The organism is Sphingobacterium sp. HJSM2_6, assembly GCF_049316305.1.
GTDB lineage: Bacteria > Bacteroidota > Bacteroidia > Sphingobacteriales > Sphingobacteriaceae > Sphingobacterium.
The window spans coordinates 202,021-224,070 of the sequence record NZ_JBMOXB010000006.1 but is presented as its reverse complement, the minus strand read 5'-3'; the positions used below and the strand labels follow the sequence as shown (position 1 = coordinate 224,070).

Genomic DNA, 22,050 nt, shown 5'->3' with positions numbered 1-22,050 from the left:
AGTAGCGGGGATCAGACTCGAACTGATGACCTTCGGGTTATGAGCCCGACGAGCTACCAACTGCTCCACCCCGCAATATATTTTTCGAAAATCTTGCTTCTGTTGATAATTAAGCAGATTATATTATCTCCGAATTGGAGCACAAAGATATTATTTGTTTCTTTGTAAAACAAATAAAAAATTAAAAAATGTCACATAAAGCAGGTTTCGTTAGTATAATTGGAAAACCAAATGCAGGTAAATCCACCTTAATGAACGCTTTAGTGGGTGAAAAGATGTCTATCATCACTCCTAAAGCACAAACTACACGTCATCGAATTATTGGCATTGTCAATGATGAAGACCATCAAATTGTCTTTTCAGACACCCCTGGAGTGATAAAACCTAATTATTCTTTGCAGGAATCAATGATGAACTTCGTCATGGGATCAATTATTGATGCAGATATTCTTTTATTTGTTACAGATATTCATGAGCGATATGATGAGAATGATGTTTTAGAGAAATTAAGAAATACCAGTTCACCTGTCGCTGTTATAATCAACAAAGTAGATAAATCCTCTGAGGAAGAAGTGAAAGCCAAAATAGATTTTTGGCAAGAGAAGATTAATCCAGCTATTATATTTCCAATATCTGCCTTATTAGGGTATAATGTGGAAGCGGTTATGAACTACATCAAAGATAACCTTCCTGAACATGCACCATATTATGAAAAAGACGAGTTAACGGATAAAACCCTGCGTTTTTTTGTTTCTGAAATCATCCGTGAGAAGGTTTTTAAGCTTTATGACAAGGAGATCCCTTACAGCACCGAGGTAATTGTCACTTCCTATAAAGAAGAGCCTCACATCACTAGAATTGCTGCAGAAATCATTGTAGAAAGAGATTCCCAGAAAAACATCATCATTGGAAAAGCAGGTGCAATGATTAAAAAGGTTGGAACTTACGCAAGAGAAGATATTGAAGTATTTATCGATGGAAAAGTATTCTTAGAGCTCTTTGTGAAAGTACTTCCAGACTGGCGTAGTAAAAAGAATTATTTGAAAAGATTTGGATACGAAGATTAGTCCAATTGCTTTAAACATAGTACATCAACTAAAAAACGTCCAAAGAAAATCTTTGGACGTTTTTTAATTATCATGTTTCTTTTTTCAAAATATAATATCAGCGCAATTAGTAGTCGATATAAACTTATAAAGACTTATCTGTACTTAGGATTCTGAAACAGAAGATTCCAGATCGCTCAATTTCTTTTTCATCTTTTTCGGCGCTTCTTTTTGACCCGCCAATCGATTCCAAATAGTCCGAGATTCTTTGGTCAATAAGGGAGAGATCACAGAAAGTATCAATACATAGACTACCACAAACGATTGAATGATGGGCAGTAGTTTTCCGGCTTTTCCAATATTGGCCATAATGATTGAAAACTCCCCTCTTGCGGAAAGGGTAAAGCCTATATCCACGGAAGTTTTGGTTTTCAAGTTAGAAAATCTACTTGCAAAGTACCCTGAAGCTACATTACAAATCACAGTAATAACTGCGGCAAATGCTGCCCAACCTACAGCCCCTCCAAGGGAATACATATCTATGGATAATCCAAAACTAAAGAAGAACATGGCTCCAAAGAAATCTTTATAGGGCAATACCATAGCTTCGATCTTCTTCAGATACTTAGAATCTGCAAAAACAAGACCGGCCATTAATGCGCCAATAGCTTCCGCTACATGGATGGTCTCAGAGAAACCAGCAATACAGAACAATAAGCTAAAAATAACTAAGATGAAGAGTTCAGAGGATTTATCCTGTAAGAGTTTATCGATGAAAGGAACAAGTTTACGACCGAGTATTAGAAAAGAAAGAATAAACGTTAACGCTAATAAAGAGGTTCCGGCAACCGTCCAAAATGAACTACTGCCAGTCAGAATCAATCCTGATAAGAAAGAAATATGCATGGCAATAAATAAATCGTCAAACATAATCATCCCCATTATTACTTCCGTTTCTGGATTAGCTGTCCTTTTTAAATCGGTTAATACTTTAGCCACAATTGCAGTAGAGGAACTGGTCATAATACCACAAAGAACCATCATTTCTTTAAATGGAAGATCCATCATCCAGCCTACTAATAATCCTGAGAAAAAATTAAGCAGCACATAAATGGTTCCTCCCGATACGATAGATTTCCCTGATTTTATCAACCTACCAACCGAAAATTCTAGCCCTAGATAAAACAACAGAAACAGTACACCCAATCTCCCCATAAAATCGATGAAGGGTTTACTTTCCGTAAAAGTGAAAAATCCCCAAATGGAATTCACCGAATTTGTAAGGGTTGAATTTCCAATACTATCTAACCAATTGGCTATAAATGTCGGATAGGTTTCATTGCCCAATACCATACCAATGACAATAAAAAATGGAATAACAGAAAACCGAAGTCTGTTGGCTAAAAGTCCTACAGAAGCAACTAATAATACAGCGATTCCTATTTCAATGATAATGGTGTTTTGCATAAATATGATTTTACAATAAAATTTCTTTCAATAGTTTGATGTTTTTTTGCTTGCCTGCGATGACCAACGTAGTGCCTGGCGTAATGATATAATCAGGACCTGGATTAATAATGGTTTCCTCCTCGCGTATAGCAGCTATGATGGAAGCGCCTGTACGATGCCTAACTTCCAACTGACCAATGCTTTTATTGACACCATCATTGGAAGGTTCTACTTTATACCATTCAATCCGCAAATCATCCAATGCAACTTCAATGGTTTCTAACGCTTTAGGTTTATAAGACAAACCGCCTAGAATACCCGCTATTTGTCGGGATTCTTCATCAGAAAGCGTCATGACACAATGGGTTTCATTATCTTCATCTTCATGGCGATACAACTCTCGCCTACCATCATCATGAATGACAACGACCATATTATCGCCAGCTTCTGTTTCTATTTGGTACTTTTTGCCAATACCAATAAGATCACTTTCTCTAACTATCGACATGATTTTAAAATATTTTTTTAAAAAGTTAAATTATTAAAATTAAGGCTACTATCTCAAATATAGGGAATTGAGGGGAATTATTCCCCTGGAATGAGTTTATATTGCCCATCTTCCTTAAGTGCTGGTTTTCCAACTGTTATATTTTTCGAATGATAAAACAAATACAACCAACCTGCGGATGCTCCTTCTGCCCAATATGCTGCACGTAAGTCTCGCGCTCGTCGCCCATCGAAATCATATTTTGCAATAAAACTTCGGAAAATCTCCTCAGGTTCTGGTAATTCATCCCCACCGAAAAAATAATGCTTTCCTTCGGTTTTTATATGAAAGACTTGATGGAATTTACTGTGTCCACTAGACAACTCAAAACTTATTTCATCATTTAATTGGCCGTCACCCTTCACAAATAAGATGTTTCCACTTCGTTGCAGTACATCAAAAACATCGGTTTTATACGAACTGGATTCCGTACTATAGGCATATTCCCATTCTTGTTCTTGAATAACATATTCCGCATTCGGAAAAGCCAATCGCTTAACACCATCTTTGACATCAACCATACCATTCGCATGATCTTTATGCAGATGTGACATTAAAACGTATCGAACATCATCAATGGCAAAGCCAAGTTTTTTAATATTAGCATGAATGACTAATTCATCATCCACTGTGCGTTGTCCTAATCCAGTATCAATGACTATTAATCCATTTTTTGTTTCAATTAAAAATGGATGAACCTGGATAAATAAAGACCCTGGTCTATCTTTAGGATCGTCCATTGCAGGATCAAAAGGGATAAATTGTTTGCTGGAATCAACCGAATAGGAACCTTCAAATAAGGAATATGCTCTCGCCATTATATGTATTTGTATTCTTGATAGTTAAGTATTAACAAGCTACTCTTACTTTCGCCACATTAGGTTAGTAGCTTCAGATAACGTATATTTACACGTTAATAAGTATGCAAAGATATGCAAAAAAGGTGGGTCCTGAAACCAAAAAAGAATATCCAAAAGATCACCAAGATTCAGCAAGAACTTGGTGTAAATCCCATAATTGCAGAGCTCTTAATTAATCGTGAAATTGAAACCTTCGAAGAAGCCAGAATATTCTTTAGACCATCCTTAGACTATCTTTTAGATCCTTTTTTAATGAAAGATATGGATCTCGCTATTGCTCGGATAGAGCAAGCAATTGGCAATAAAGAAAAAATACTGATTTATGGCGATTATGACGTAGATGGCACCACTGCCGTTTCGGTAGTTTATAGCTTCTTTAGAAATTTCCATTCAGGAATCGCTTATTACATACCCGACCGATATAGTGAGGGCTACGGCATCTCTACCCAAGGAATTGACTATGCAGAAGCGCATGGCTTCTCCCTGATTATTGCATTGGATTGCGGCATCAAAGCACTCGATAAAATTGAATATGCAAATTCAAAAAACATAGACTTTATTATTGGTGACCACCATTTACCTGGTCCGGAAATCCCAAATGCGGTGGCTGTATTGGATCCAAAACGATCCGATTGTCCTTACCCCTACAAAGAACTATCAGGATGCGGTATAGGCTTTAAAATCATACAAGCATTTATCCTTAGGAATCAAATGCAAATGGAGTTAGCCTACCAATACCTCGACTTAGTCGCTGTCTCCATTGCTTCTGATATTGTTCCTATAACTGGTGAAAATAGGTTACTTACCCATTTTGGACTCAAGAAATTAAATAGCAATCCATCCTTTGGTTTACGGGCATTAATTGACCTATCCTCCAATAAAACGGGAAAATTTACGGTTAATGACATAGTCTTTCAAATAGGTCCTCGGATCAATGCCGCAGGAAGAATTGACCATGCTAAAGACGCCGTACAATTGCTCAACGCCAAGTCTCTAGCGGAAGCGAAGGGATTTTCAGAAAGCATCGATGATCAAAACAACACGCGAAAAGGGTTTGATTTACGAATAACCGAAGAAGCCTTATCTTTATTAGACAATAACGAATTACTGCAAAGTAAAAACACCACCGTACTTTATAAAGAAGATTGGCATAAAGGAGTCATTGGTATTGTGGCATCAAGGCTCACGGAAAAGTATTACCGCCCTACCATCATCCTAACAAATACCAATGGACACATTGCAGGCTCTGCTCGATCGGTCATAGGATTTGATCTTTATGAGGCCTTGAGTGAATGTAGTGATTTATTAGACCAATATGGTGGGCATAAATATGCCGCAGGATTAACCATGAAAGAAGATAATATTTCTTTATTTCAACAACGATTTGAAGAAGTCGTTAGCAAATCCATAAAACCTGAGATGCTTCAGCAAGAGGTGTTAATAGAACGTGAAATTGATTTTGAAGATATAGACAGTAAATTTTACCGACTTCTTCAACAATTTGAACCCTACGGCCCACAAAACGAAGCACCAATATTTTTGACAAAAGGCGTAACATTTGCTTATCCAGCGTATATTGTCGGTAGTACGCATTTAAAATTTAGTGTTCGTCAAAAAGACTCTATCGTATTTGAATGTATTGGTTTTGGTTTAGCAGACCATGTCGATGCCATAAATGCTGGCAAACCCTTTGATATCTGTTACAGCATTGAAGAAAACAATTGGAGAGGCAAAAGAAATTTGCAATTAAATGTGAAGGCAATTCGATTTTAAAAATATATTTGCATGTAAAGTGTTTAACACATGATTCTAAAAGCGGAAAATCTAATCAAAAAATACAAACAACGTACAGTTGTAAATGATGTTTCCTTCCATGTAGAACAAGGGGAAATTGTAGGATTATTAGGCCCCAATGGAGCTGGTAAAACAACTTCGTTTTACATGATCGTTGGACTGATAAAACCCAATGACGGCCACGTGTATTTGGATGATCTAGAAATTACGCAAGACGCCATGTATAAACGAGCGCAGCGAGGCATTGGTTACCTAGCACAAGAAGCTTCTGTTTTTCGTAAGCTTTCTGTGGAAAACAACATCCTATCGGTTCTAGAAATTCATCATCCCAACAAAGCAGACAGAAAAGAAAAGCTGGAAGAGCTGTTGACGGAGTTTAGTCTTCATCGCGTTCGTAAAAATCGAGGCGATTTATTATCCGGAGGTGAAAGAAGAAGAACTGAAATTGCGCGCGCATTAGCGGCAAACCCTAATTTCATACTCCTGGATGAACCATTTGCTGGTGTAGACCCAATTGCTGTAGAAGAAATTCAAACTATCGTAGCAAAGTTAAAAACAAGAAATATCGGCATCCTTATTACCGATCATAATGTACAAGAAACCTTATCAATTACCGATCGGGCTTACCTTTTAACAGAAGGAAAAATCATGTTAACGGGCACCCCTGAAGAAATTGCTAATAATGAGCTTGCGCGTAAATTCTATTTAGGTAGACATTTTGAATTAAGAAGAAAAAAATTCTAAATTTAACCTAAACAACCAATTACATGGCATTACTTAATTCCCTTTTTACCTGGATCATGAAAAAGCGAATTCATCAAATTGAGCTTTTCATGAAGTATCCACATGATGTTCAAGATGAATGGTTTCAGAGTTTAATTTCTGCGGCAGAAGCTACAGAATGGGGTAAGATGCATGGTTACAACAGTATCTACACGGTTGAAGAGTTTAAAAATCGTGTTCCCATTCAAGATTATGATGACATAAAGGGTTACGTAGATCGAATGATTAAAGGAGAACAAAACATCCTTTGGCCTTCGGACATCAAGTGGTTTGCAAAATCATCTGGAACAACTTCTGACCGAAGCAAGTTTATTCCAGTCAGCATTGAAGCCTTGGAAGAATGTCATTACCAAGGAGGTAAGGATATGCTATCGATCTATTGCCATAACCAACCCGACAACAAATTATTCAGTGGCAAAACCGTTGTTATCGGAGGATCTTCACAGATCAATAATTTTAGTCCAGATTCCTATTACGGAGACTTATCCTCAATATTAATTCGAAACTTACCTTTTTGGGCAGAGTTTAAACGTACTCCAAATATTGAGGTAACCTTAAACCCTAACTTTGAGGAAAAAATTGAACAAATTGCCCAAATCACCATTAAAGAAAATGTGACCAGCCTAGCGGGAGTTCCAACCTGGAATATCGTAATGGCCAATCGTATTCTTGATATCACGGGTAAAGACAATTTACTTGAAGTATGGCCCAACTTAGAATTCTATGGCCATGGAGGGGTAAGTTTTAAACCATACCGGGAACAATTTAAAAAGCTGATCCCTTCCGACAACATGTATTATCTTGAAAATTACAATGCCTCTGAAGGTTATTTTGGTATTCAAGACCAGTCCGATTCTGAGGATTTATTACTCATGTTAGACTATGGTGTTTATTATGAATTTTTACCCACAGAAAACTTACAGGAAGCGCATCCTAAAACGCTCGCATTACACGAAGTAGAATTGGGGAAAAATTACGCTTTAATCATTTCTACCAATGCAGGATTATGGCGATATAAAATAGGTGATACCATTAAATTCACCTCCATAGCGCCTTATCGTTTTCAAATTTCAGGCAGAACAAAACAATACATTAACACCTTCGGCGAGGAATTAATCGTTGATAATGCTGAGATGGCCCTACAGGAAGCCTGCCGCCAAACAGACGCTTCCATTCGTGATTACACCGCCGGACCTGTATATTTTAAGGAAAAAGGAGTAGGTGCTCATGAATGGATTATAGAATTTGAAAAATCCCCTAGTAATTTCAATAGATTTTGTGAATTGCTCGATCAAAAACTACGTGAAGTCAATTCCGATTATGACGCTAAGCGCTACAAAAACATGGCTCTAAACAGCCCTATCATTCATGAAGTAGCCAAAGACACCTTTTACAATTGGATGAAAAGCAGAGGTAAATTAGGGGGGCAAAATAAAGTTCCAAGGTTAGCAAATAATAGAGAATTTATTGACTCCATTTTAGAACAACTAAAATAACAAGATTTTACTAACGAGGCTTGAATCAACACAAGGCAAGATAAATTAGATTATTAAACTATCTAACAGCCTATTCAATGCATTGAAAAGCGCTGATGGGTTATTCCTATGAAGTATAAAACCTCCAATAAACCCCAAAGAAGAGAATAATTAAGGACGAATAGCTGTTTTATATAAAAACACAAAAAATCCCATAATGAATTTCCATGTACTTAAAGGCTTGGTTTCACGCACTTCTATATTTGTCAGATTCCTTTCCATAAATTTATTATTAGATTAATATCTTTTTTTGAGAATTCTCACCACTGTTGTCTGAAAAGACAACAGTCCTAACCTATCCTAAATCTATATAACAAAATAAAGAATAGCTTAACGTATTTCCTCAAATAGAAAATAGGTGAGAAAGCATATATACTTTTACCCAAAAAGCAATCACGTATACCAAATACTGTACCGAACCCTAAAATCTCTGAAATTAACTTATTGCAGATCAAATTTATCGGGCAGTGTATAGTAAACGATATACCGGATTGCCTAGGAAAACAGACAATCCATGGTGTTAAAGACTTAAGTAATTCCAATCAAGTCGACTAGGGAACACTAATTCCAGATTTTGGTCCAGAACTATCTTTCAAATCTCTAGCTATACATCATATTTTACAGACTAATTTCAGCCATGCTATAAATTATTTTAATTAACTTGCACCATTTAACATACAATTTGATATGAGCGCGACAGAACAAATTTCCATTCGCGTAGAGCCAACACAAAATTCAAGACTCTCGCAAGTAGATTTCAACAACTTAAAATTTGGACAAATCATGTCAGACCATATGCTAGTTGCTGAATATAGCAATGGCCGATGGGAAGACATCAGTATTGTACCCTATGGTGACCTGACCATGAGCCCTTCCATGTCTGCTTTGCATTATGGCCAAGCAATTTTTGAAGGTATTAAAGCTTATAAATTTGAAGATGGTACAGTCAGTGTGTTTCGTGCTGACAAAAACTGGGAAAGATTTAATAAATCAGCACATCGTTTACAGATGCCAGAAGTGCCACAAGAAATCTTTCTAGATGGCTTAAAACAATTATTAGACATCGATCGTAATTGGATCCCTTCCAAAGAAGGAACTTCATTATACATTCGTCCTTTTATGTATGCGACGGAATCAGCATTAGGCGTACACCCATCCATTTCCTATAAGTTTATTATCATTACTTGCCCTGTAGGAGCATATTATAGCAAACCTATTAGTTTAAAAGTCGAAACCCATTACACTCGTGCAGCTGAAGGTGGTGTAGGATTTTCTAAAAATGCAGGAAACTATGCATTGTCTTTATATCCAACCCAATTAGCTAACGATGAAGGATACGATCAAATTATGTGGACTGATGCCTTGGAACATAAATATATTGAAGAAGCGGGTACTGCAAACTTAATTTTCCGAATCGGAGATACCATCATCACTCCTCATGGAGACACTATTTTACATGGTGTAACCCGAAGAACGATTATGGAATTAGCGGAAAAATGGGGATTCCAAGCAGAGCAAAGAAGAGTTTCTGTACAGGAGTTAATCGACGGAATTAAAGATGGTAAAGTAACGGAGGCATTTGCAGCTGGAACGGCAGCTACCATTACGCATATCGATCGTATAGGTTTCGAAGGACAGGATTATCAACTTCCTCCAATTGAAGGTAGAGATTTCTCCAATAAAGTACTAAGCTACTTGAATGATTTACGTTACGGAAAAATTGAAGATCCGTATGGATGGAATATACTCGTTAAATAACGAATAAATAAGGTCAACAAGAAGGAGCAACTTAAGATTGCTCCTTCTTGTTTTAGTATACTCGCAATTAACCTATTTATAATGGATAGATAAACGATCTAATACGTTGGGCAAAGCCTCTTTAAACCAATATGTAAATTCTTGAGGACTTGTTTGGGTTAATGCATACACTTCTTTCGGGTTAATCCAACGATATGCGGCCACTTCATCAGCATGAATACGCGGTTCATCATCCGAATAACCTACAAAAACATGGTCAAACTCATGTTCTACCAATCCTTTTTCCACTGTAGCATGGTAAAGAAAGGAGAATAATTTCTCCAATTTACAAGACAATCCCATCTCATATGCTAATCTCGCTTCCGCACTAGCTATTAATTCATCTCCCCATTGCGGGTGAGAACAACAAGCATTCGTCCATAAGCCTCCACCATGGTATTTGTCAAATGCCCGTTGATGAATGAGCATATCCCCTTGGCTATTAAAAATAAACACAGAAAATGCGCGATGAAGTAATCCTAACTGATGGGCTTCCAATTTATCCATCTCCGAAATACCTTCATCCGATTCATTCACCAAAACCACTTTATCCCAAGTCTTATTTTCCATAGTATACATTAAAAACTTTCTCTAAATTGCCGATACACTGATAAAGCCCGTTTACTCGCTTCCTGTAGGTCAACAATAGGTTTTATATCCTTTTGTTCCCATTCAGGCACCCACCTTCGCACATAGACCGCATCAGGGTCAAATCGCTTAGCCTGTACTAAAGGATTGAAGATTCTAAAAAATGGAGCAGCATCACATCCCGTACCTGCTACCCATTGCCAGTTACCATTATTCGAGGATAAATCATAATCCAATAATTTCGCTGCAAAATATGCTTCTCCCCATCGCCAATCGATCAACAAATGTTTGCATAAAAAGCTAGCAACGATCATGCGCACCCGATTATGCATAAATCCAGTCTCATTCAATTCGCGCATTCCTGCATCCACCATGGGGATCCCAGTTCTACCTAAGCACCAACATACAAATTCTTCTTCATTATTCCTCCATGGAAAGGTTTCAAATCGTTTTTTAAAGGGTTGATGTTCCACATCAGGAAAGTGGTACAAAATCTGTTTAAAAAATTCCCTCCATATCAATTCATTCAGCCATACTTCACTTAAATTTATCGCTTTTAGTACACATTGTCGAATACTGATCGTTCCAAACCGTAAAGCCACCCCTATTCTGGTAGTCGCACCCTTGCCTGGAAAATCACGCAAGTCGCCATATTGACTTATCTGATATTCATCCCATTCATAGGCCGCAAATTCAACATCTGTTTTCAAGTAACCCAATTGCCTAAGGCTCAAAAACTCTTGCCATTCTGTTTGGTAGAAATTAGTCAAAGCTGCAGGTTGCGCCTCCAGCTGAATCGTCTGTAATTTTTCCTTCCACTTCCTTGCATAGGCACCATAAACCGAATAGGGTGTACCATCTTTCTTCAAAATATCATGCTGCTCAAAAATCACCTGATCTTTAGCATCCCATAGTAAAATCCCAGTACCTTGCAGTTGATCTTTTAAAATGCTTATACGCTGATAATAAGCTGGCTCATAATCACGATTACAGTATATGCCTTGAATATCAAATTGTTCTGCTAGCGATTGGAAGACCTCTAATGGCTTACCTATATACCCATGCAATCGGGAACCATAAGTTTTCAAATTCAGATTGACATGCACTAATGCCTGATGCATATAATCTATAGATCGATCTTCGATACATTCATGCTCATGAACCAAAGTAGGATCAATAATAAATACAGGATATACCGGAATCCCTTGCGCCAAAGCAAGCGCTAAACCTACATTATCCGCTATCCGCAAATCCCGTTGAAACCAAAAGATAAGTACCTTTTCCTTCATTTGCTAGGCGGTCTGGGTCGGGAAGAATCCTCGCTTAATCAATTCGAAGAAATAAATATTTAACAAAAATTGACTATAGCCATATACTGCATCTTCAATCGGAATGGTCCACATTCTAATCCCCAAAAACTGTTCTGGATTATAATTTACAATGGGAGAAGGGATTCCTGAACCGGTCAATACCCCATTCACAGGAAAAAAACCAAGCATTAATATCCCAAAAACCAAAGATGCTTGCCCTATCCAAGGACATTTAGCTATAAAATGCAAGTATATTAATGTACCCAAGGTTACTACAGCAGTAACTAAGGTGTAGGTTTTATCAGGGTGCAATAAAGCAATCAATACACAAACTATGGATGATAAGAATACGATGATATTATTAAACGCATTTGCCCAAGACAAATTGAAAAATTTATTCAAACAGAAATAGGTAAAAACACAAGCAAAAGGAATACAATAAAAAAATAAGATTTCTTCTATTGGCAAGCCTGCCAGCGTAAACCCTAAGGTATATTGCAGATCAAACCACCAGATTCCATGCGCTGTAAACCAAATATCCCACAGGATAAATGGAATTGCGACAATCGTACTTGAAATCAGAAAGGTGAAAAAATATCGATCAAATCGAATCCTTTTGTCAAAAGATGCTATAAAACAAATGATGATTGTCAAGAAATTGACGAGCAAATACGTAAAAGAGTAAGCAGTCATTTATTTTTTAAAATAGAGTTTAAAATATTTAATAGGAACCCACAAAAACCCAAAGCACTCGCCTTCCTCTTTCCCCAAATGCTTATGATGTTGTTTATGCGCTCGCCTTATTGCTCTAAAATAGGGACTCTCCGTTTGTCTGAAGATACTTAAACGCTGATGGATAAAGACATCATGCACTAAGAAATAAGCAAGACCGTACAACGTGATTCCTAAGCCAATATAAAAGGATGGGCTATACCCATTTTTTACACCTACAAACATCAATAAGATGGCTGGAATAGCGAAAATGATAAAGAATAGATCATTGCGCTCTAATGGTCCATCGGTACTGTGGTCATGGTGATCTCGATGCAACACCCATAGAAAACCATGCATTACATATTTATGGATGAGCCAGGTTGCGCCCTCCATCGCAATAAATGTGATCAATACAATTAGTATATTCATCCTTAATTACCTTTTGTTATTAGATCTTGGCACATTTCCTTCAGTTTTACAGAGGAAATTTTATGCAAATGATCTTTTATAAATTGTTTATCTTCTTTGATATGCTCATCATAACCTAAAAACTTTGGACAATTCAATTGTACAGATAATCGAACAAATCGGATATCTATATTCTTAGGGTCTTTCCGAACAGCTTCATCTATATTTTTTTTCCCTTTATTAAAGGTTTTCAATTTTTGAATAGGATTGAATACATGATTTGCCCAAATGGTTTGATAGCCACCCAAGTACGCCTGATGTACTGCTGATAATTCCTTCTCTTCCAATTCGTTTATGATTTGACTACAAATTTCTTTTTGATGAATCGCCTCAGGATAATTCAACCGCAGGTCTTCTGTAGAAAAGCCAGCGAACATAGGTAGGCTCAACATCGCGATTATAGCGATCCAATTCATCATAAGTAAGCCATTTTATACTGCACATAACTTCGCATCATCAACGACATCTTATGGCTATTTGGAATACGTATTCTTTTTTGCATGATTTCATGCGGCGCAGTTTTTTTAATTTTTTTAAACAAGGATAAATAATATCGATAAGCCAAATACACCCCAAATTTCGAATTGTTAGGAAGCATCTTTATGCCACGCAAAGCTTCCTTAAATTCACACTCTATTTCATGTTCAATTTTAACTTTCGTTTCATGATCAAAAATATTTAAATCTATATGTGGGAAATATGATCGTCCTAAATCCTGAAAATCATCTTTAAGGTCTCTTAGAAAATTGACCTTTTGAAATGCCGAGCCCAATTTTTTGGCAAAAGGTTCCAATTTTAAATACTGACTTTTATTCCCCTGCACAAAAACTTGCAAGCACATTAAACCAACCACCTCGGCAGAACCTAAGATATACTCATTGTATTGTTCTTTATCATAGGTCACTTGGGTTAAATCCATTTCCATGCTATGCAAAAACTGCGCGATCAATTCCTTATCGATCTGAAATTGATTGACCGTATGTTGAAAAGATTGCAAAATTGGATTCAATGAAATACCCTCTTCTAAAGCGCTCCAGGTTTGTTCTTTAAAACGACTTAATAAGGCCTTTTTATCAAAATCATGAAAACTATCGACAATTTCGTCTGCTAAACGCACATACCCATAAATCGCATATATGGAGTTTCGAATAGTAGGACTTAAGGCATAAATACCTAAGGAAAAACTCGTGCTGTATTTCTTCGTTGTCTCTTTACTTACCTTAAAGGATAATTCATCAAATAACTTTTTCATAGGCTTTTATTTATAGTTTTTGGAGTTGCTGGGCAGCGATTTTGCCAGATATAATTGCCGGAGGAACCCCCGGACCAGGTACTGTCAATTGACCTGTATAATAGAGATTTTTTATTTTTTTGTTTCGCACAGCAGGTTTCCAAACTGCGGTTTGTTTTAAGGTATTGGCTAGCCCATAAGCATTGCCTGCATACGCATGGTAGTCTTCTTGAAAATCACGAACACAATAACTTCGTTTATAATCGATATGCTTCGCTAAGTCCCTTTCCCCAGTGTGTTTTTCTAATCGATTTAACATCAATTGAAAATAGGTCTCCCGATTTTCCTCATGATCATCTAATCCACAAGCAATAGGCATAAGTAAAAATATATTTTCATGTCCTTCTGGAGCTACCTGTTCATCTGATTTGGATGGGCAGCACACATAAAACAAGGGTTTATCGGGCCATTTTTTATCTTCATAAATCGTTGCTAAATGCGTATCGATTTCATGCTCGAAGAACAAGGTATGATGATGCAAATGATCTATACGTTTATTAAATCCTAAATAATAGATTAGGCAAGATGGTGCAAATGTCCTGGAGGACCAATAACTCTCCGAATAATTTCGAAAATGACTAGGCAACAAGCTTTCCGTATGTTCATAATCTGAAGAAGCTATTACTTGGTCAAAAACATAGGCCTGCTTTACCGTACGTAAACCTTGCACCTGATTTCCTGCAAAGTAAAAACTTTGAACCTCTTCGTCCAGGTGAAATACAACGCCCAACTCCAGTGCCAAGGATTCCATGGCTAAGACCAATTGAAAAAAACCTCCTTTAGGATACCATGTGCCTAAGGCATATCCCCCATAGTTCATCAAACTGTACATTGCAGGAATATGCTTTGGTGATGCCCCTAGAAATATGACTGGAAACTCCATGATACTTCGCAAATAAGGATGCTTAAAATACTTATTTACATAATTTCGAAAGCCCGTCAAAAGATCAAGTTTAAAAGCCGATTGAAGAATTTCTAAAGACAAAAATTCACCCCAATGGTGACATGGCTTGTAGATAAATTTATCCATCGCAACATGATACTTCACTTTTGCGGCTTCCATAAATTGATCCAGCTTTGTTGAAGCATTAGGTTCTAAGTGCTCGAACAGCAACCTAATAGCCGGATAATCAGCCGGAAACGGAAAGTGATCCTGATCAAAAACAATTTCAAATTGCGGATCCAACCGCATCAATTCATAATAGGAAGATCGTTCCTTACCAAAGTCTTTAAAAAAAGCATCAATCACATCAGGCATCCAATACCAACTCGGCCCCATGTCAAATGTGTAACCATTATCCGTCACAAACTGCCTTGCCCTACCTCCAATGGTCGCATTCTTTTCAAAAACATGGACCTCATGACCCGCTTTTGCAGCATAACATGCGGCAGATAGACCCGCTATTCCTGAACCAATAATTGCTACTTTCCCCATTCCTAATTATCGTGATTTAGTATATTCTTCCACAAATGCCAACAATGCTGTAGAATCTAAATTTTTATTGAATACGTCCAAATGAAAATGATCTAATTTGGTCAATAACTTGATCAAATCCATTTTCTCTTTGCTAGTTAAACGACCTGTAACCATGGAACTTGCTTGACGGATACGATCCATTTGAGCATCTAATACCTGCTCACCAAATGCATTGAGCTGAATCAATTTACTCCGTTTATCGGAAGTCGATTCTTGCTGATCAATCCAACCTTGTTTCAAGAGGCGTTCAATAATTTTCATTCCTGAAGCCTTGTCTTGAACATTTTTTTTAATCAAATCCATTTTCGACATCGCACCAAATGCTTTTAGATTGATTAAATAAATAAATTCATCTTGCGTCGAAAAAGTTGAACCATGTATTGCCGCCTTCGAATAACTTTTAGCATACCGATTCATATGTACCAATAATGTGCTAATCACACTTTCTGCAGATCGACCATTTACCTTTCCTTCCCAATCGAAATTATCCTCCTCCTGATTCGCCAACATCGCTTCGAAAATCCAATTCTTAAACCCTGCAATAGAAGGTGAATACGATTGCCCAGAGTCGACAGCCAATTCAAATTCTTCCAATAAATTGATAACTTCTTTTATTAAATCGTATTTCAATGTGATTTTGATTTATAGAACAAATATAAACAAAATGTTATTTAGTCTAATATTATTCTTAATATTTTTAATTGGTATATTTTTACACTATATAATTCCTATACTATAGGATATAGCTATCCATAATTGTTTATCTATCTAATATATACAACAATAATTAGATACAGTTTTTTTTCAACCACTATTATTAGCGAATAAGAAAATAAAAATACAGGAGAAGGAATAGGTAATTTAATGATCAGATTTCGAATGTTGGGGAATTTGATGCATAATATGCTTTAAAATTCCATCAAAATCTTGGGGGTCAAACCAGGTTGTTTGACCATATTTTTTAAACCAAGTGATCTGCCTTTTAGCATATCGCCTGGAGTTTTGTTTAATCAATGCTACAGCTTCGTCGAAACTGCGCTGTTGATCTAAAAATTCAAATAATTCTGCGTATCCAACAGTTAACAATGCGGGTTTATGTCGATACTCTTGAAGCGATTCAACCTCCTGAAGCAAACCCGATTGAATCATCAAATCCACTCTCAGGTTAATGCGATCGTAAAGTCTGGCTCTGTCCATGTTCAAGCCGACACAGATCACCTGGAATGGCCGCTTTCTTTGCTCATTTTTTAAAAAATGAGAAATAGGATAACCAGAAGCTTCAAAAACCTCTAATGCACGAATAACACGCTGAGGATTATCAACGTCTGCAACTGCATAATATGCAGGATCTATTGCTTTTAGTCGACTTTTTAAGGGCTCTAAACCAAATTCTTTAAACGCACTATTTAAGGTATTACGAATTTCATCACTTGCCTTCGGCAAATCGTCTAAGCCTTCCATCAATGCTCGAACGAATAAACCAGATCCTCCCACAGCAACGACGACATCACTTGTTTCAAAAAGATCCTGAAGTTTTGCTAAGGATTCTCTTTCAAAATCGCCAGCACTATACTCTGAAGCAATGGAATGTGAATTAATAAAAAAATGTGGGGCTTCGTTCAGTTCTTCCGCTGTAGGCTTAGCAGTACCTATAGACATTTCCCGATAGAATTGCCTGGAATCCGCAGATATAATACTGGTATGGAAATATGTTGCCAATCGAATAGCCATTGCTGTTTTTCCAACTGCTGTTGGACCCACGACCATGATTAACGTTTTACTATTCGGTTGGATTGACATCGTATGATAGTTCCATTAAAAAAACAGATGATAAGTACTACCTATCATCTGTCTTGATATTAAATTTTCAATTCCTATTAATAATCATCTTCGGAAACACGATTTCCTCCTGATTCATTTTCCTCACCTTCCTCTTCCTCATCATCAAATAAATCAAAATCATTCTCCTCATCGACGCCATATTCTTCCGTACCTTCTAACAATTCCTCCTCATCATCTACCTCTGCTCCATCAGGTAAACTTGCCGAATTCAGCACTTTAGGTGCTTCTCCAAACTTTTTAAATAATGCAGGATACACTTTAGCGTCTTCTTCTTTCAATATCTTAATCAACTCCACATGAAAATCATAGGGGCGATCAAAATTATAGATATAATAAAATTTTTGATGCGGATCATCAATAAATTTACTCAAGCGTATATCATCCATTACTAATACTTCCGCTTGTTTTTTACGTTCCGATGGCAAATACGTAATTTCCGTTCCTTTCTTCCATTGATCATTACTCACGTAAAAGGAAGAAGGCTTTTCCACATCGTAACCAATAAATTGTTGAATTGCTGTATGTAAATCTACAAAAGTACTTTTTGAAGGCATATCAATCTCCCTATATACGTCCTCATAGTCTTCAAAAGTCACTCTAAATCTATAAATTGCCATTGTTTATTGTTTAATATATGCTATTCTTTTACCTATAAAGGTACATATTTTCTTAAAATTTTTAACCCTTAATCGTAGATGTTAGGCCTAAACTTTTTCCTTTTTCTATCATAAAAGCATACGCTTCCGCCCGAGCATTCGGAATTTCACCTTCCAAAATAGCTTCTCGAATTGCATTTTTTATCATACCCACATATCGACCAGGACCTATAGAAAAAGACCGCATAATATCCTCTCCATCAATGGGCGGTTGCCAATTTCTGAGGTGATCACGCTCTTCCACATCTTTTAATTTCTGCTTTACTAATTCGAAATTGTCTCGATATTTTTTCTTTTTAAATTCGTTTTTAGTCGTCACATCGGCATGACATAGCATCATCAACGAATCGATATCATCCCCCGCTTCAAATAACAATCTTCGCACAGCCGAGTCAGTAACGATATCCTGTGCTAATACAATAGGGCGTAAATGCAGTTGTACTAATTTTTGAACGAATTTCATTTTTTCATTCAAAGGAAGTTTCAATTCAGCAAATAGCTTGGGAACCATTTTCGCACCGCGATCCTCATGGCCATGAAATGTCCAACCTATTTTTTTATCGAAGCGTTTGGTAGCAGGTTTAGCAATATCATGCATTATTGCGGCCCAGCGCAACCATAAGTCGTTGGAGACTTCCGCTACATTATCCAGCACCTCTAAGGTATGGTAGAAATTATCTTTATGACCTTTACCATCGACATAGTCCACTCCATACAATTGAACCATGGCCGGAAATATCAATTGCAATAACCCTGTATCAAACAAGTATTTAAAACCAATGGATGGTTTCGCTGCTAAGATTATTTTATTGAGCTCATCCGTGATGCGCTCCCTCGAGATAATTTTTATCCGATCAGCATGACTTGAGATAGCCTCCATAGACTCACTAGCTATTCTAAAGTTAAGCTGCGTAGCAAAACGAATAGCACGCATCATGCGTAAAGGATCATCTGAAAATGTGATGCCTGGATCTAAGGGAGTACGGATTAGTCTATTGGCAATATCATCCACCCCAGCAAATGGATCCACTAAGGCTCCATAGTCGCTAGCATTTAAAGAAAAAGCCATGGCATTGATGGTGAAATCCCGTCGGTTTTGATCGTCTGTAAGACTCCCATCTTCGACTATTGGTTTTCGGGATTCGGAACGATAGGATTCTTTTCGGGCTCCAACAAACTCCACTTGCAAACCTTCATACATCAACATCGCTGTACCAAAAGATTTATATACCGCAACTTTTGTATGTAATTGTTCTCCTAATTTGTTAGCGAAATCAATTCCACTTCCTAACACTAAAATATCAATATCATCTTTTAAGGGACGCCCCATAATTCGATCGCGCACATATCCTCCAATCACATAGCAGGAAACCTTTTCCTGCTGCGCTAAACCTTTGATGATAGAAAAAATGGGATGACTTAAATTCTCACTCATAGCAACAAAGTGCAAAAGTAATGAAATTTATAGAGATCAGGGACGCTTAGCTTGCTAAATTATTAAGAGAATATTTAATCTCTATCTTTCGACAGTCTTCTAAATGCTAAAGGATTCGCCGTCAATTCTGCTTGCTCTCTCCTCCTATTCACAATATGCACTGCTTCAAAGATCGCCTCTAGGAAAGAAGTGTGTGAAGCTAGGTTTTTACCTGCAATATCGTATCCTGTACCATGATCAGGAGATGTTCTGACTACCGGTAGACCTGCTGTAAAATTAATACCTGTACGAGAAGCGATATGCTTAAATGGAATTAGTCCTTGATCGTGATACATCGCTAAGACCGCATCAAACTTCTTATACGTATCTGCCGCAAAGAAACCATCTGCTGGGTATGGTCCAAAACAAAAAACACCTTCTTCATTTGCCTTTGCAATTGCTGGAATTATGATATCTTGATCTTCAGAGCCAATTAAACCATCGTCACCTGCATGTGGGTTTAAACCCAATACTGCAATTTTAGGTTTATCGATCCAAAAATCTGTGCGTAAGCTTTGGTTCATCATATGCAGCTTCTTAAGGATGGATTCCTCCGTAATAGCCTGAGAAACATCCTTTACGGGAATATGTCCCGTAACTACTCCAACCCGCAAATCTTCACTCACCATAAACATCAACACGTCCTCTGCTGCAAATAAATCCTGTAAATATTCGGTATGTCCCGGAAAGTTAAATCCTTCTTGTTGTATATTATGCTTATTAATTGGCGCGGTAACCAAGGCATCAATTAAGCCATTTTTCAAATCCTCCGCAGCGCGTTGAAGCGAAATAAAGGCATATTTCCCCCCAATTTCTGTTTGTTCACCCAATGATAACTTGACATCTTCTTGCCAACAGTTTATCATATTAGGTCTTTTAGCATTCGCTTGGTCAGCCGAATTAATCACATTAAAGCTAAAATCATTGATCCCAATGGCTTTACGATGAAATGAAGCAACCTTGGTATTTCCGTATACAATCGGCGTAAAAAAATCCAGTATACGACTATCCATCAAGGATTTAATAATTACCTCTAGACCGATACCGTTAATATCACCTACCGAAATTCCAATTTTTAATTTTTCACTCATTATTCTAGCGCATTAGACAGTCAAAAATAACAAAAAAACCCAAACATCAGGGCTATAGTATCCTATTTCATAGATAAGCTTTGAAATTCTTAAACGTAGGCCATTCGAAAATAGTATCTTTGCTTAATTTCAAGCTATGAGTATAGTTCGCGCAAAAAAACATCTAGGACAGCATTTTTTAAATGACAAGAATGCAGCACAACGTATTGTTGATGCTTTGACTCCATCATTAGGATTTAAACAAGTATTAGAAGTAGGTCCTGGAATGGGGGTCCTTTCCGATTTCCTACTCCAAAACGATCAGTACGAAACATTCCTTATTGATGTCGACGAAGAGTCTATTGAATTTTTAAAAGGACAATACCCTCAGCTGGAACATCGTTTAATACACGGGGATTTCCTGACTTTGGATTTTAGTCAGTATTTTGAGGATCAACTAGCGATTATCGGAAACTTCCCTTATAATATCTCCTCGCAAATATTATTTAAAATCTTAGCGGAAAGACATCGCGTAGTAGAGATGGTGGGTATGTTTCAAAAAGAAGTTGCTGAACGTTGTGTCGCGAAGCCCGGCAGCAAAGAATACGGAATTCTATCCGTCTTTTTACAAGCGTATTACCAAGTCAGCTACCTATTTACCGTTAAAGCAGGCGCATTTAACCCGCCCCCTAAAGTACTTTCTGGCGTAATGCGGATGGTCAGAAATGAGCGAACTAGTCTTTCTTGTGATGAGAAATTATTTTGGAGAGTTGTAAAAGCATCCTTCAATCAACGTAGAAAAACATTAAGGAACTCTTTATCTTCGGTTATCCCAAAAGATAGAATGAGTGATAATCCTTTATATGAATTACGCGCAGAGCGGTTAAGTGTAGCGGATTTTGAAACACTTACCAACGAAATTGCGCAAAGCCTTTAACTTAACTTAAGCAATACAATTTTTGCACAACGTAGCTTCTTTGTTTCGAACAAATCTTGTATTGCTATTCATTTTATAGTTCTTAAATACCTGAGAACAGCCTATCCCCCTCTTACTATAGTTCAACCCCCTATATTATAAAGTTTATAATCGAACCGTAAAGTTGCATATGCAACTTTTATATAATGGCATATTATCTATAAATATTTATATTAATTTATAAAATAAAATACAATACCCACTGCCCGTAATTTGCCTAAATCAAAGCAGGACTAACTAAATTAACGGTTGTTAATTGGGCTTTTATCCGACGTATGGAAAATAAATATCTCTATAAAATAATTAATACAATTTAATTACATAAATTGCTGCACTTTAATAGCGCTAATTGTTAACAAATTAATAAATTTAC

21 protein-coding genes and 1 tRNA gene are annotated in these 22,050 nt (G+C 37.0%); 6 read left to right on the top strand and 16 right to left on the bottom strand.

Annotated features, from left to right (window positions below; translation table 11 throughout):
• Positions 1 to 2: 2 nt before the first annotated feature.
• Positions 3 to 75, bottom strand: a tRNA-Met gene (locus ACFRAE_RS07830).
• 113 nt (positions 76 to 188) lie between these two features.
• On the opposite strand from ACFRAE_RS07830, the gene era reads away from it, so the two are divergent.
• The gene (gene era, locus ACFRAE_RS07825; protein ID WP_422796583.1) at positions 189 to 1,067 is read left to right on the top strand and encodes a GTPase Era; all 879 of its coding nucleotides are present in this window, start codon (positions 189 to 191) and stop codon (positions 1,065 to 1,067) included.
• A gap of 144 nt (positions 1,068 to 1,211) precedes the next feature.
• On the opposite strand, the gene ACFRAE_RS07820 is transcribed toward era, so the two are convergent.
• The 3 genes from ACFRAE_RS07820 to ACFRAE_RS07810 all read right to left on the bottom strand — a co-directional run bounded on the left by ACFRAE_RS07820 (position 1,212) and on the right by ACFRAE_RS07810 (position 3,860).
• Positions 1,212 to 2,513 carry a cation:proton antiporter gene (locus ACFRAE_RS07820; RefSeq protein WP_422796582.1) on the bottom strand — a complete coding sequence of 434 codons (1,302 nt, stop codon included), beginning with the start codon at positions 2,511 to 2,513 and terminating at the stop codon, positions 1,212 to 1,214.
• A 10-nt stretch (positions 2,514 to 2,523) separates the two neighbouring features.
• On the bottom strand, positions 2,524 to 3,003 hold the full coding sequence (locus ACFRAE_RS07815) for a cation:proton antiporter regulatory subunit (RefSeq protein WP_422796581.1): 480 nt from the start codon (positions 3,001 to 3,003) through the stop codon (positions 2,524 to 2,526).
• 77 nt (positions 3,004 to 3,080) lie between these two features.
• Positions 3,081 to 3,860 carry an MBL fold metallo-hydrolase gene (locus ACFRAE_RS07810; protein ID WP_422796580.1) on the bottom strand — a complete coding sequence of 260 codons (780 nt, stop codon included), beginning with the start codon at positions 3,858 to 3,860 and terminating at the stop codon, positions 3,081 to 3,083.
• 114 nt (positions 3,861 to 3,974) lie between these two features.
• Here ACFRAE_RS07810 and recJ point away from each other — a divergent pair, with 114 nt between their 5' ends.
• From recJ to ACFRAE_RS07790, 4 genes are all read left to right on the top strand, one after another.
• Positions 3,975 to 5,675 (top strand): single-stranded-DNA-specific exonuclease RecJ, encoded by a 1,701-nt coding sequence (recJ, locus tag ACFRAE_RS07805; RefSeq protein ID WP_422796579.1) that lies wholly within the window; start codon positions 3,975 to 3,977, stop codon positions 5,673 to 5,675.
• Positions 5,676 to 5,705: 30 nt separating this feature from the next.
• Positions 5,706 to 6,440, top strand: coding sequence for an LPS export ABC transporter ATP-binding protein (gene lptB / locus ACFRAE_RS07800; protein WP_422796578.1), 735 nt, complete (start codon positions 5,706 to 5,708; stop codon positions 6,438 to 6,440).
• Between the two features lie 23 nt (positions 6,441 to 6,463).
• Entirely contained in the window at positions 6,464 to 7,975 is a 1,512-nt protein-coding gene (locus tag ACFRAE_RS07795) for a GH3 auxin-responsive promoter family protein (RefSeq protein WP_422796577.1), read from the top strand.
• 726 nt (positions 7,976 to 8,701) lie between these two features.
• On the top strand, positions 8,702 to 9,772 hold the full coding sequence (locus ACFRAE_RS07790; protein WP_422796576.1) for a branched-chain amino acid aminotransferase: 1,071 nt from the start codon (positions 8,702 to 8,704) through the stop codon (positions 9,770 to 9,772).
• Positions 9,773 to 9,844: 72 nt separating this feature from the next.
• Here the strand turns inward: ACFRAE_RS07790 and idi are convergent, their stop codons facing one another.
• The 12 genes from idi to pdxA all read right to left on the bottom strand — a co-directional run bounded on the left by idi (position 9,845) and on the right by pdxA (position 20,722).
• Complete coding sequence (gene idi / locus ACFRAE_RS07785) at positions 9,845 to 10,381, bottom strand: isopentenyl-diphosphate Delta-isomerase (RefSeq protein ID WP_422796575.1); 537 nt, start codon at positions 10,379 to 10,381, stop codon at positions 9,845 to 9,847.
• A gap of 8 nt (positions 10,382 to 10,389) precedes the next feature.
• Entirely contained in the window at positions 10,390 to 11,688 is a 1,299-nt protein-coding gene (locus tag ACFRAE_RS07780) for a cryptochrome/photolyase family protein (protein WP_422796574.1), read from the bottom strand.
• A gap of 3 nt (positions 11,689 to 11,691) precedes the next feature.
• Positions 11,692 to 12,402 carry a lycopene cyclase domain-containing protein gene (locus ACFRAE_RS07775; RefSeq protein WP_422796573.1) on the bottom strand — a complete coding sequence of 237 codons (711 nt, stop codon included), beginning with the start codon at positions 12,400 to 12,402 and terminating at the stop codon, positions 11,692 to 11,694.
• The gene (locus ACFRAE_RS07770) at positions 12,403 to 12,852 is read right to left on the bottom strand and encodes a beta-carotene hydroxylase (protein ID WP_422796572.1); all 450 of its coding nucleotides are present in this window, start codon (positions 12,850 to 12,852) and stop codon (positions 12,403 to 12,405) included. It abuts the gene before it with no gap.
• 2 nt (positions 12,853 to 12,854) lie between these two features.
• Positions 12,855 to 13,310: a hypothetical protein gene (locus tag ACFRAE_RS07765; protein WP_422796571.1), complete on the bottom strand. Its 456-nt coding sequence runs from the start codon at positions 13,308 to 13,310 to the stop codon at positions 12,855 to 12,857.
• On the bottom strand, positions 13,307 to 14,143 hold the full coding sequence (locus tag ACFRAE_RS07760) for a phytoene/squalene synthase family protein (protein ID WP_422796570.1): 837 nt from the start codon (positions 14,141 to 14,143) through the stop codon (positions 13,307 to 13,309). Before ACFRAE_RS07760 ends, ACFRAE_RS07765 begins: the two co-directional genes overlap by 4 nt.
• Positions 14,144 to 14,153: 10 nt before the next feature.
• Positions 14,154 to 15,617, bottom strand: coding sequence for a phytoene desaturase family protein (locus ACFRAE_RS07755; protein WP_422796569.1), 1,464 nt, complete (start codon positions 15,615 to 15,617; stop codon positions 14,154 to 14,156).
• A gap of 6 nt (positions 15,618 to 15,623) precedes the next feature.
• Positions 15,624 to 16,289: a MarR family winged helix-turn-helix transcriptional regulator gene (locus tag ACFRAE_RS07750; protein ID WP_422796568.1), complete on the bottom strand. Its 666-nt coding sequence runs from the start codon at positions 16,287 to 16,289 to the stop codon at positions 15,624 to 15,626.
• 231 nt (positions 16,290 to 16,520) lie between these two features.
• Positions 16,521 to 17,459 carry a tRNA (adenosine(37)-N6)-dimethylallyltransferase MiaA gene (miaA, locus tag ACFRAE_RS07745; protein ID WP_422796567.1) on the bottom strand — a complete coding sequence of 313 codons (939 nt, stop codon included), beginning with the start codon at positions 17,457 to 17,459 and terminating at the stop codon, positions 16,521 to 16,523.
• A 77-nt stretch (positions 17,460 to 17,536) separates the two neighbouring features.
• Positions 17,537 to 18,118 carry an IS1096 element passenger TnpR family protein gene (locus ACFRAE_RS07740; RefSeq protein WP_422796566.1) on the bottom strand — a complete coding sequence of 194 codons (582 nt, stop codon included), beginning with the start codon at positions 18,116 to 18,118 and terminating at the stop codon, positions 17,537 to 17,539.
• A 61-nt stretch (positions 18,119 to 18,179) separates the two neighbouring features.
• On the bottom strand, positions 18,180 to 19,592 hold the full coding sequence (locus tag ACFRAE_RS07735) for a CCA tRNA nucleotidyltransferase (RefSeq protein ID WP_422796565.1): 1,413 nt from the start codon (positions 19,590 to 19,592) through the stop codon (positions 18,180 to 18,182).
• Between the two features lie 74 nt (positions 19,593 to 19,666).
• Positions 19,667 to 20,722, bottom strand: coding sequence for a 4-hydroxythreonine-4-phosphate dehydrogenase PdxA (pdxA, locus tag ACFRAE_RS07730; RefSeq protein ID WP_422796564.1), 1,056 nt, complete (start codon positions 20,720 to 20,722; stop codon positions 19,667 to 19,669).
• A 136-nt stretch (positions 20,723 to 20,858) separates the two neighbouring features.
• On the opposite strand from pdxA, the gene rsmA reads away from it, so the two are divergent.
• Positions 20,859 to 21,638: a 16S rRNA (adenine(1518)-N(6)/adenine(1519)-N(6))-dimethyltransferase RsmA gene (gene rsmA, locus ACFRAE_RS07725; protein ID WP_422796563.1), complete on the top strand. Its 780-nt coding sequence runs from the start codon at positions 20,859 to 20,861 to the stop codon at positions 21,636 to 21,638.
• Positions 21,639 to 22,050: the final 412 nt, after the last annotated feature.

Coding starts and splice junctions, on each gene's coding strand:
- ACFRAE_RS07795 (WP_422796577.1), top strand. CDS start 6,464: ATGGCATTACTTAATTCCCTTTTTACCTGGATCATGAAAAAGCGAATT.
- rsmA (WP_422796563.1), top strand. CDS start 20,859: ATGAGTATAGTTCGCGCAAAAAAACATCTAGGACAGCATTTTTTAAAT.
- ACFRAE_RS07765 (WP_422796571.1), bottom strand. CDS start 13,310: ATGATGAATTGGATCGCTATAATCGCGATGTTGAGCCTACCTATGTTC.
- idi (WP_422796575.1), bottom strand. CDS start 10,381: ATGGAAAATAAGACTTGGGATAAAGTGGTTTTGGTGAATGAATCGGAT.
- ACFRAE_RS07760 (WP_422796570.1), bottom strand. CDS start 14,143: ATGAAAAAGTTATTTGATGAATTATCCTTTAAGGTAAGTAAAGAGACA.
- recJ (WP_422796579.1), top strand. CDS start 3,975: ATGCAAAAAAGGTGGGTCCTGAAACCAAAAAAGAATATCCAAAAGATC.
- ACFRAE_RS07755 (WP_422796569.1), bottom strand. CDS start 15,617: ATGGGGAAAGTAGCAATTATTGGTTCAGGAATAGCGGGTCTATCTGCC.
- ACFRAE_RS07740 (WP_422796566.1), bottom strand. CDS start 18,118: ATGGCAATTTATAGATTTAGAGTGACTTTTGAAGACTATGAGGACGTA.
- lptB (WP_422796578.1), top strand. CDS start 5,706: ATGATTCTAAAAGCGGAAAATCTAATCAAAAAATACAAACAACGTACA.
- ACFRAE_RS07735 (WP_422796565.1), bottom strand. CDS start 19,592: ATGAGTGAGAATTTAAGTCATCCCATTTTTTCTATCATCAAAGGTTTA.
- ACFRAE_RS07815 (WP_422796581.1), bottom strand. CDS start 3,003: ATGTCGATAGTTAGAGAAAGTGATCTTATTGGTATTGGCAAAAAGTAC.
- ACFRAE_RS07790 (WP_422796576.1), top strand. CDS start 8,702: ATGAGCGCGACAGAACAAATTTCCATTCGCGTAGAGCCAACACAAAAT.
- era (WP_422796583.1), top strand. CDS start 189: ATGTCACATAAAGCAGGTTTCGTTAGTATAATTGGAAAACCAAATGCA.
- ACFRAE_RS07775 (WP_422796573.1), bottom strand. CDS start 12,402: ATGACTGCTTACTCTTTTACGTATTTGCTCGTCAATTTCTTGACAATC.
- ACFRAE_RS07820 (WP_422796582.1), bottom strand. CDS start 2,513: ATGCAAAACACCATTATCATTGAAATAGGAATCGCTGTATTATTAGTT.
- miaA (WP_422796567.1), bottom strand. CDS start 17,459: ATGTCAATCCAACCGAATAGTAAAACGTTAATCATGGTCGTGGGTCCA.
- ACFRAE_RS07810 (WP_422796580.1), bottom strand. CDS start 3,860: ATGGCGAGAGCATATTCCTTATTTGAAGGTTCCTATTCGGTTGATTCC.
- pdxA (WP_422796564.1), bottom strand. CDS start 20,722: ATGAGTGAAAAATTAAAAATTGGAATTTCGGTAGGTGATATTAACGGT.
- ACFRAE_RS07770 (WP_422796572.1), bottom strand. CDS start 12,852: ATGAATATACTAATTGTATTGATCACATTTATTGCGATGGAGGGCGCA.
- ACFRAE_RS07780 (WP_422796574.1), bottom strand. CDS start 11,688: ATGAAGGAAAAGGTACTTATCTTTTGGTTTCAACGGGATTTGCGGATA.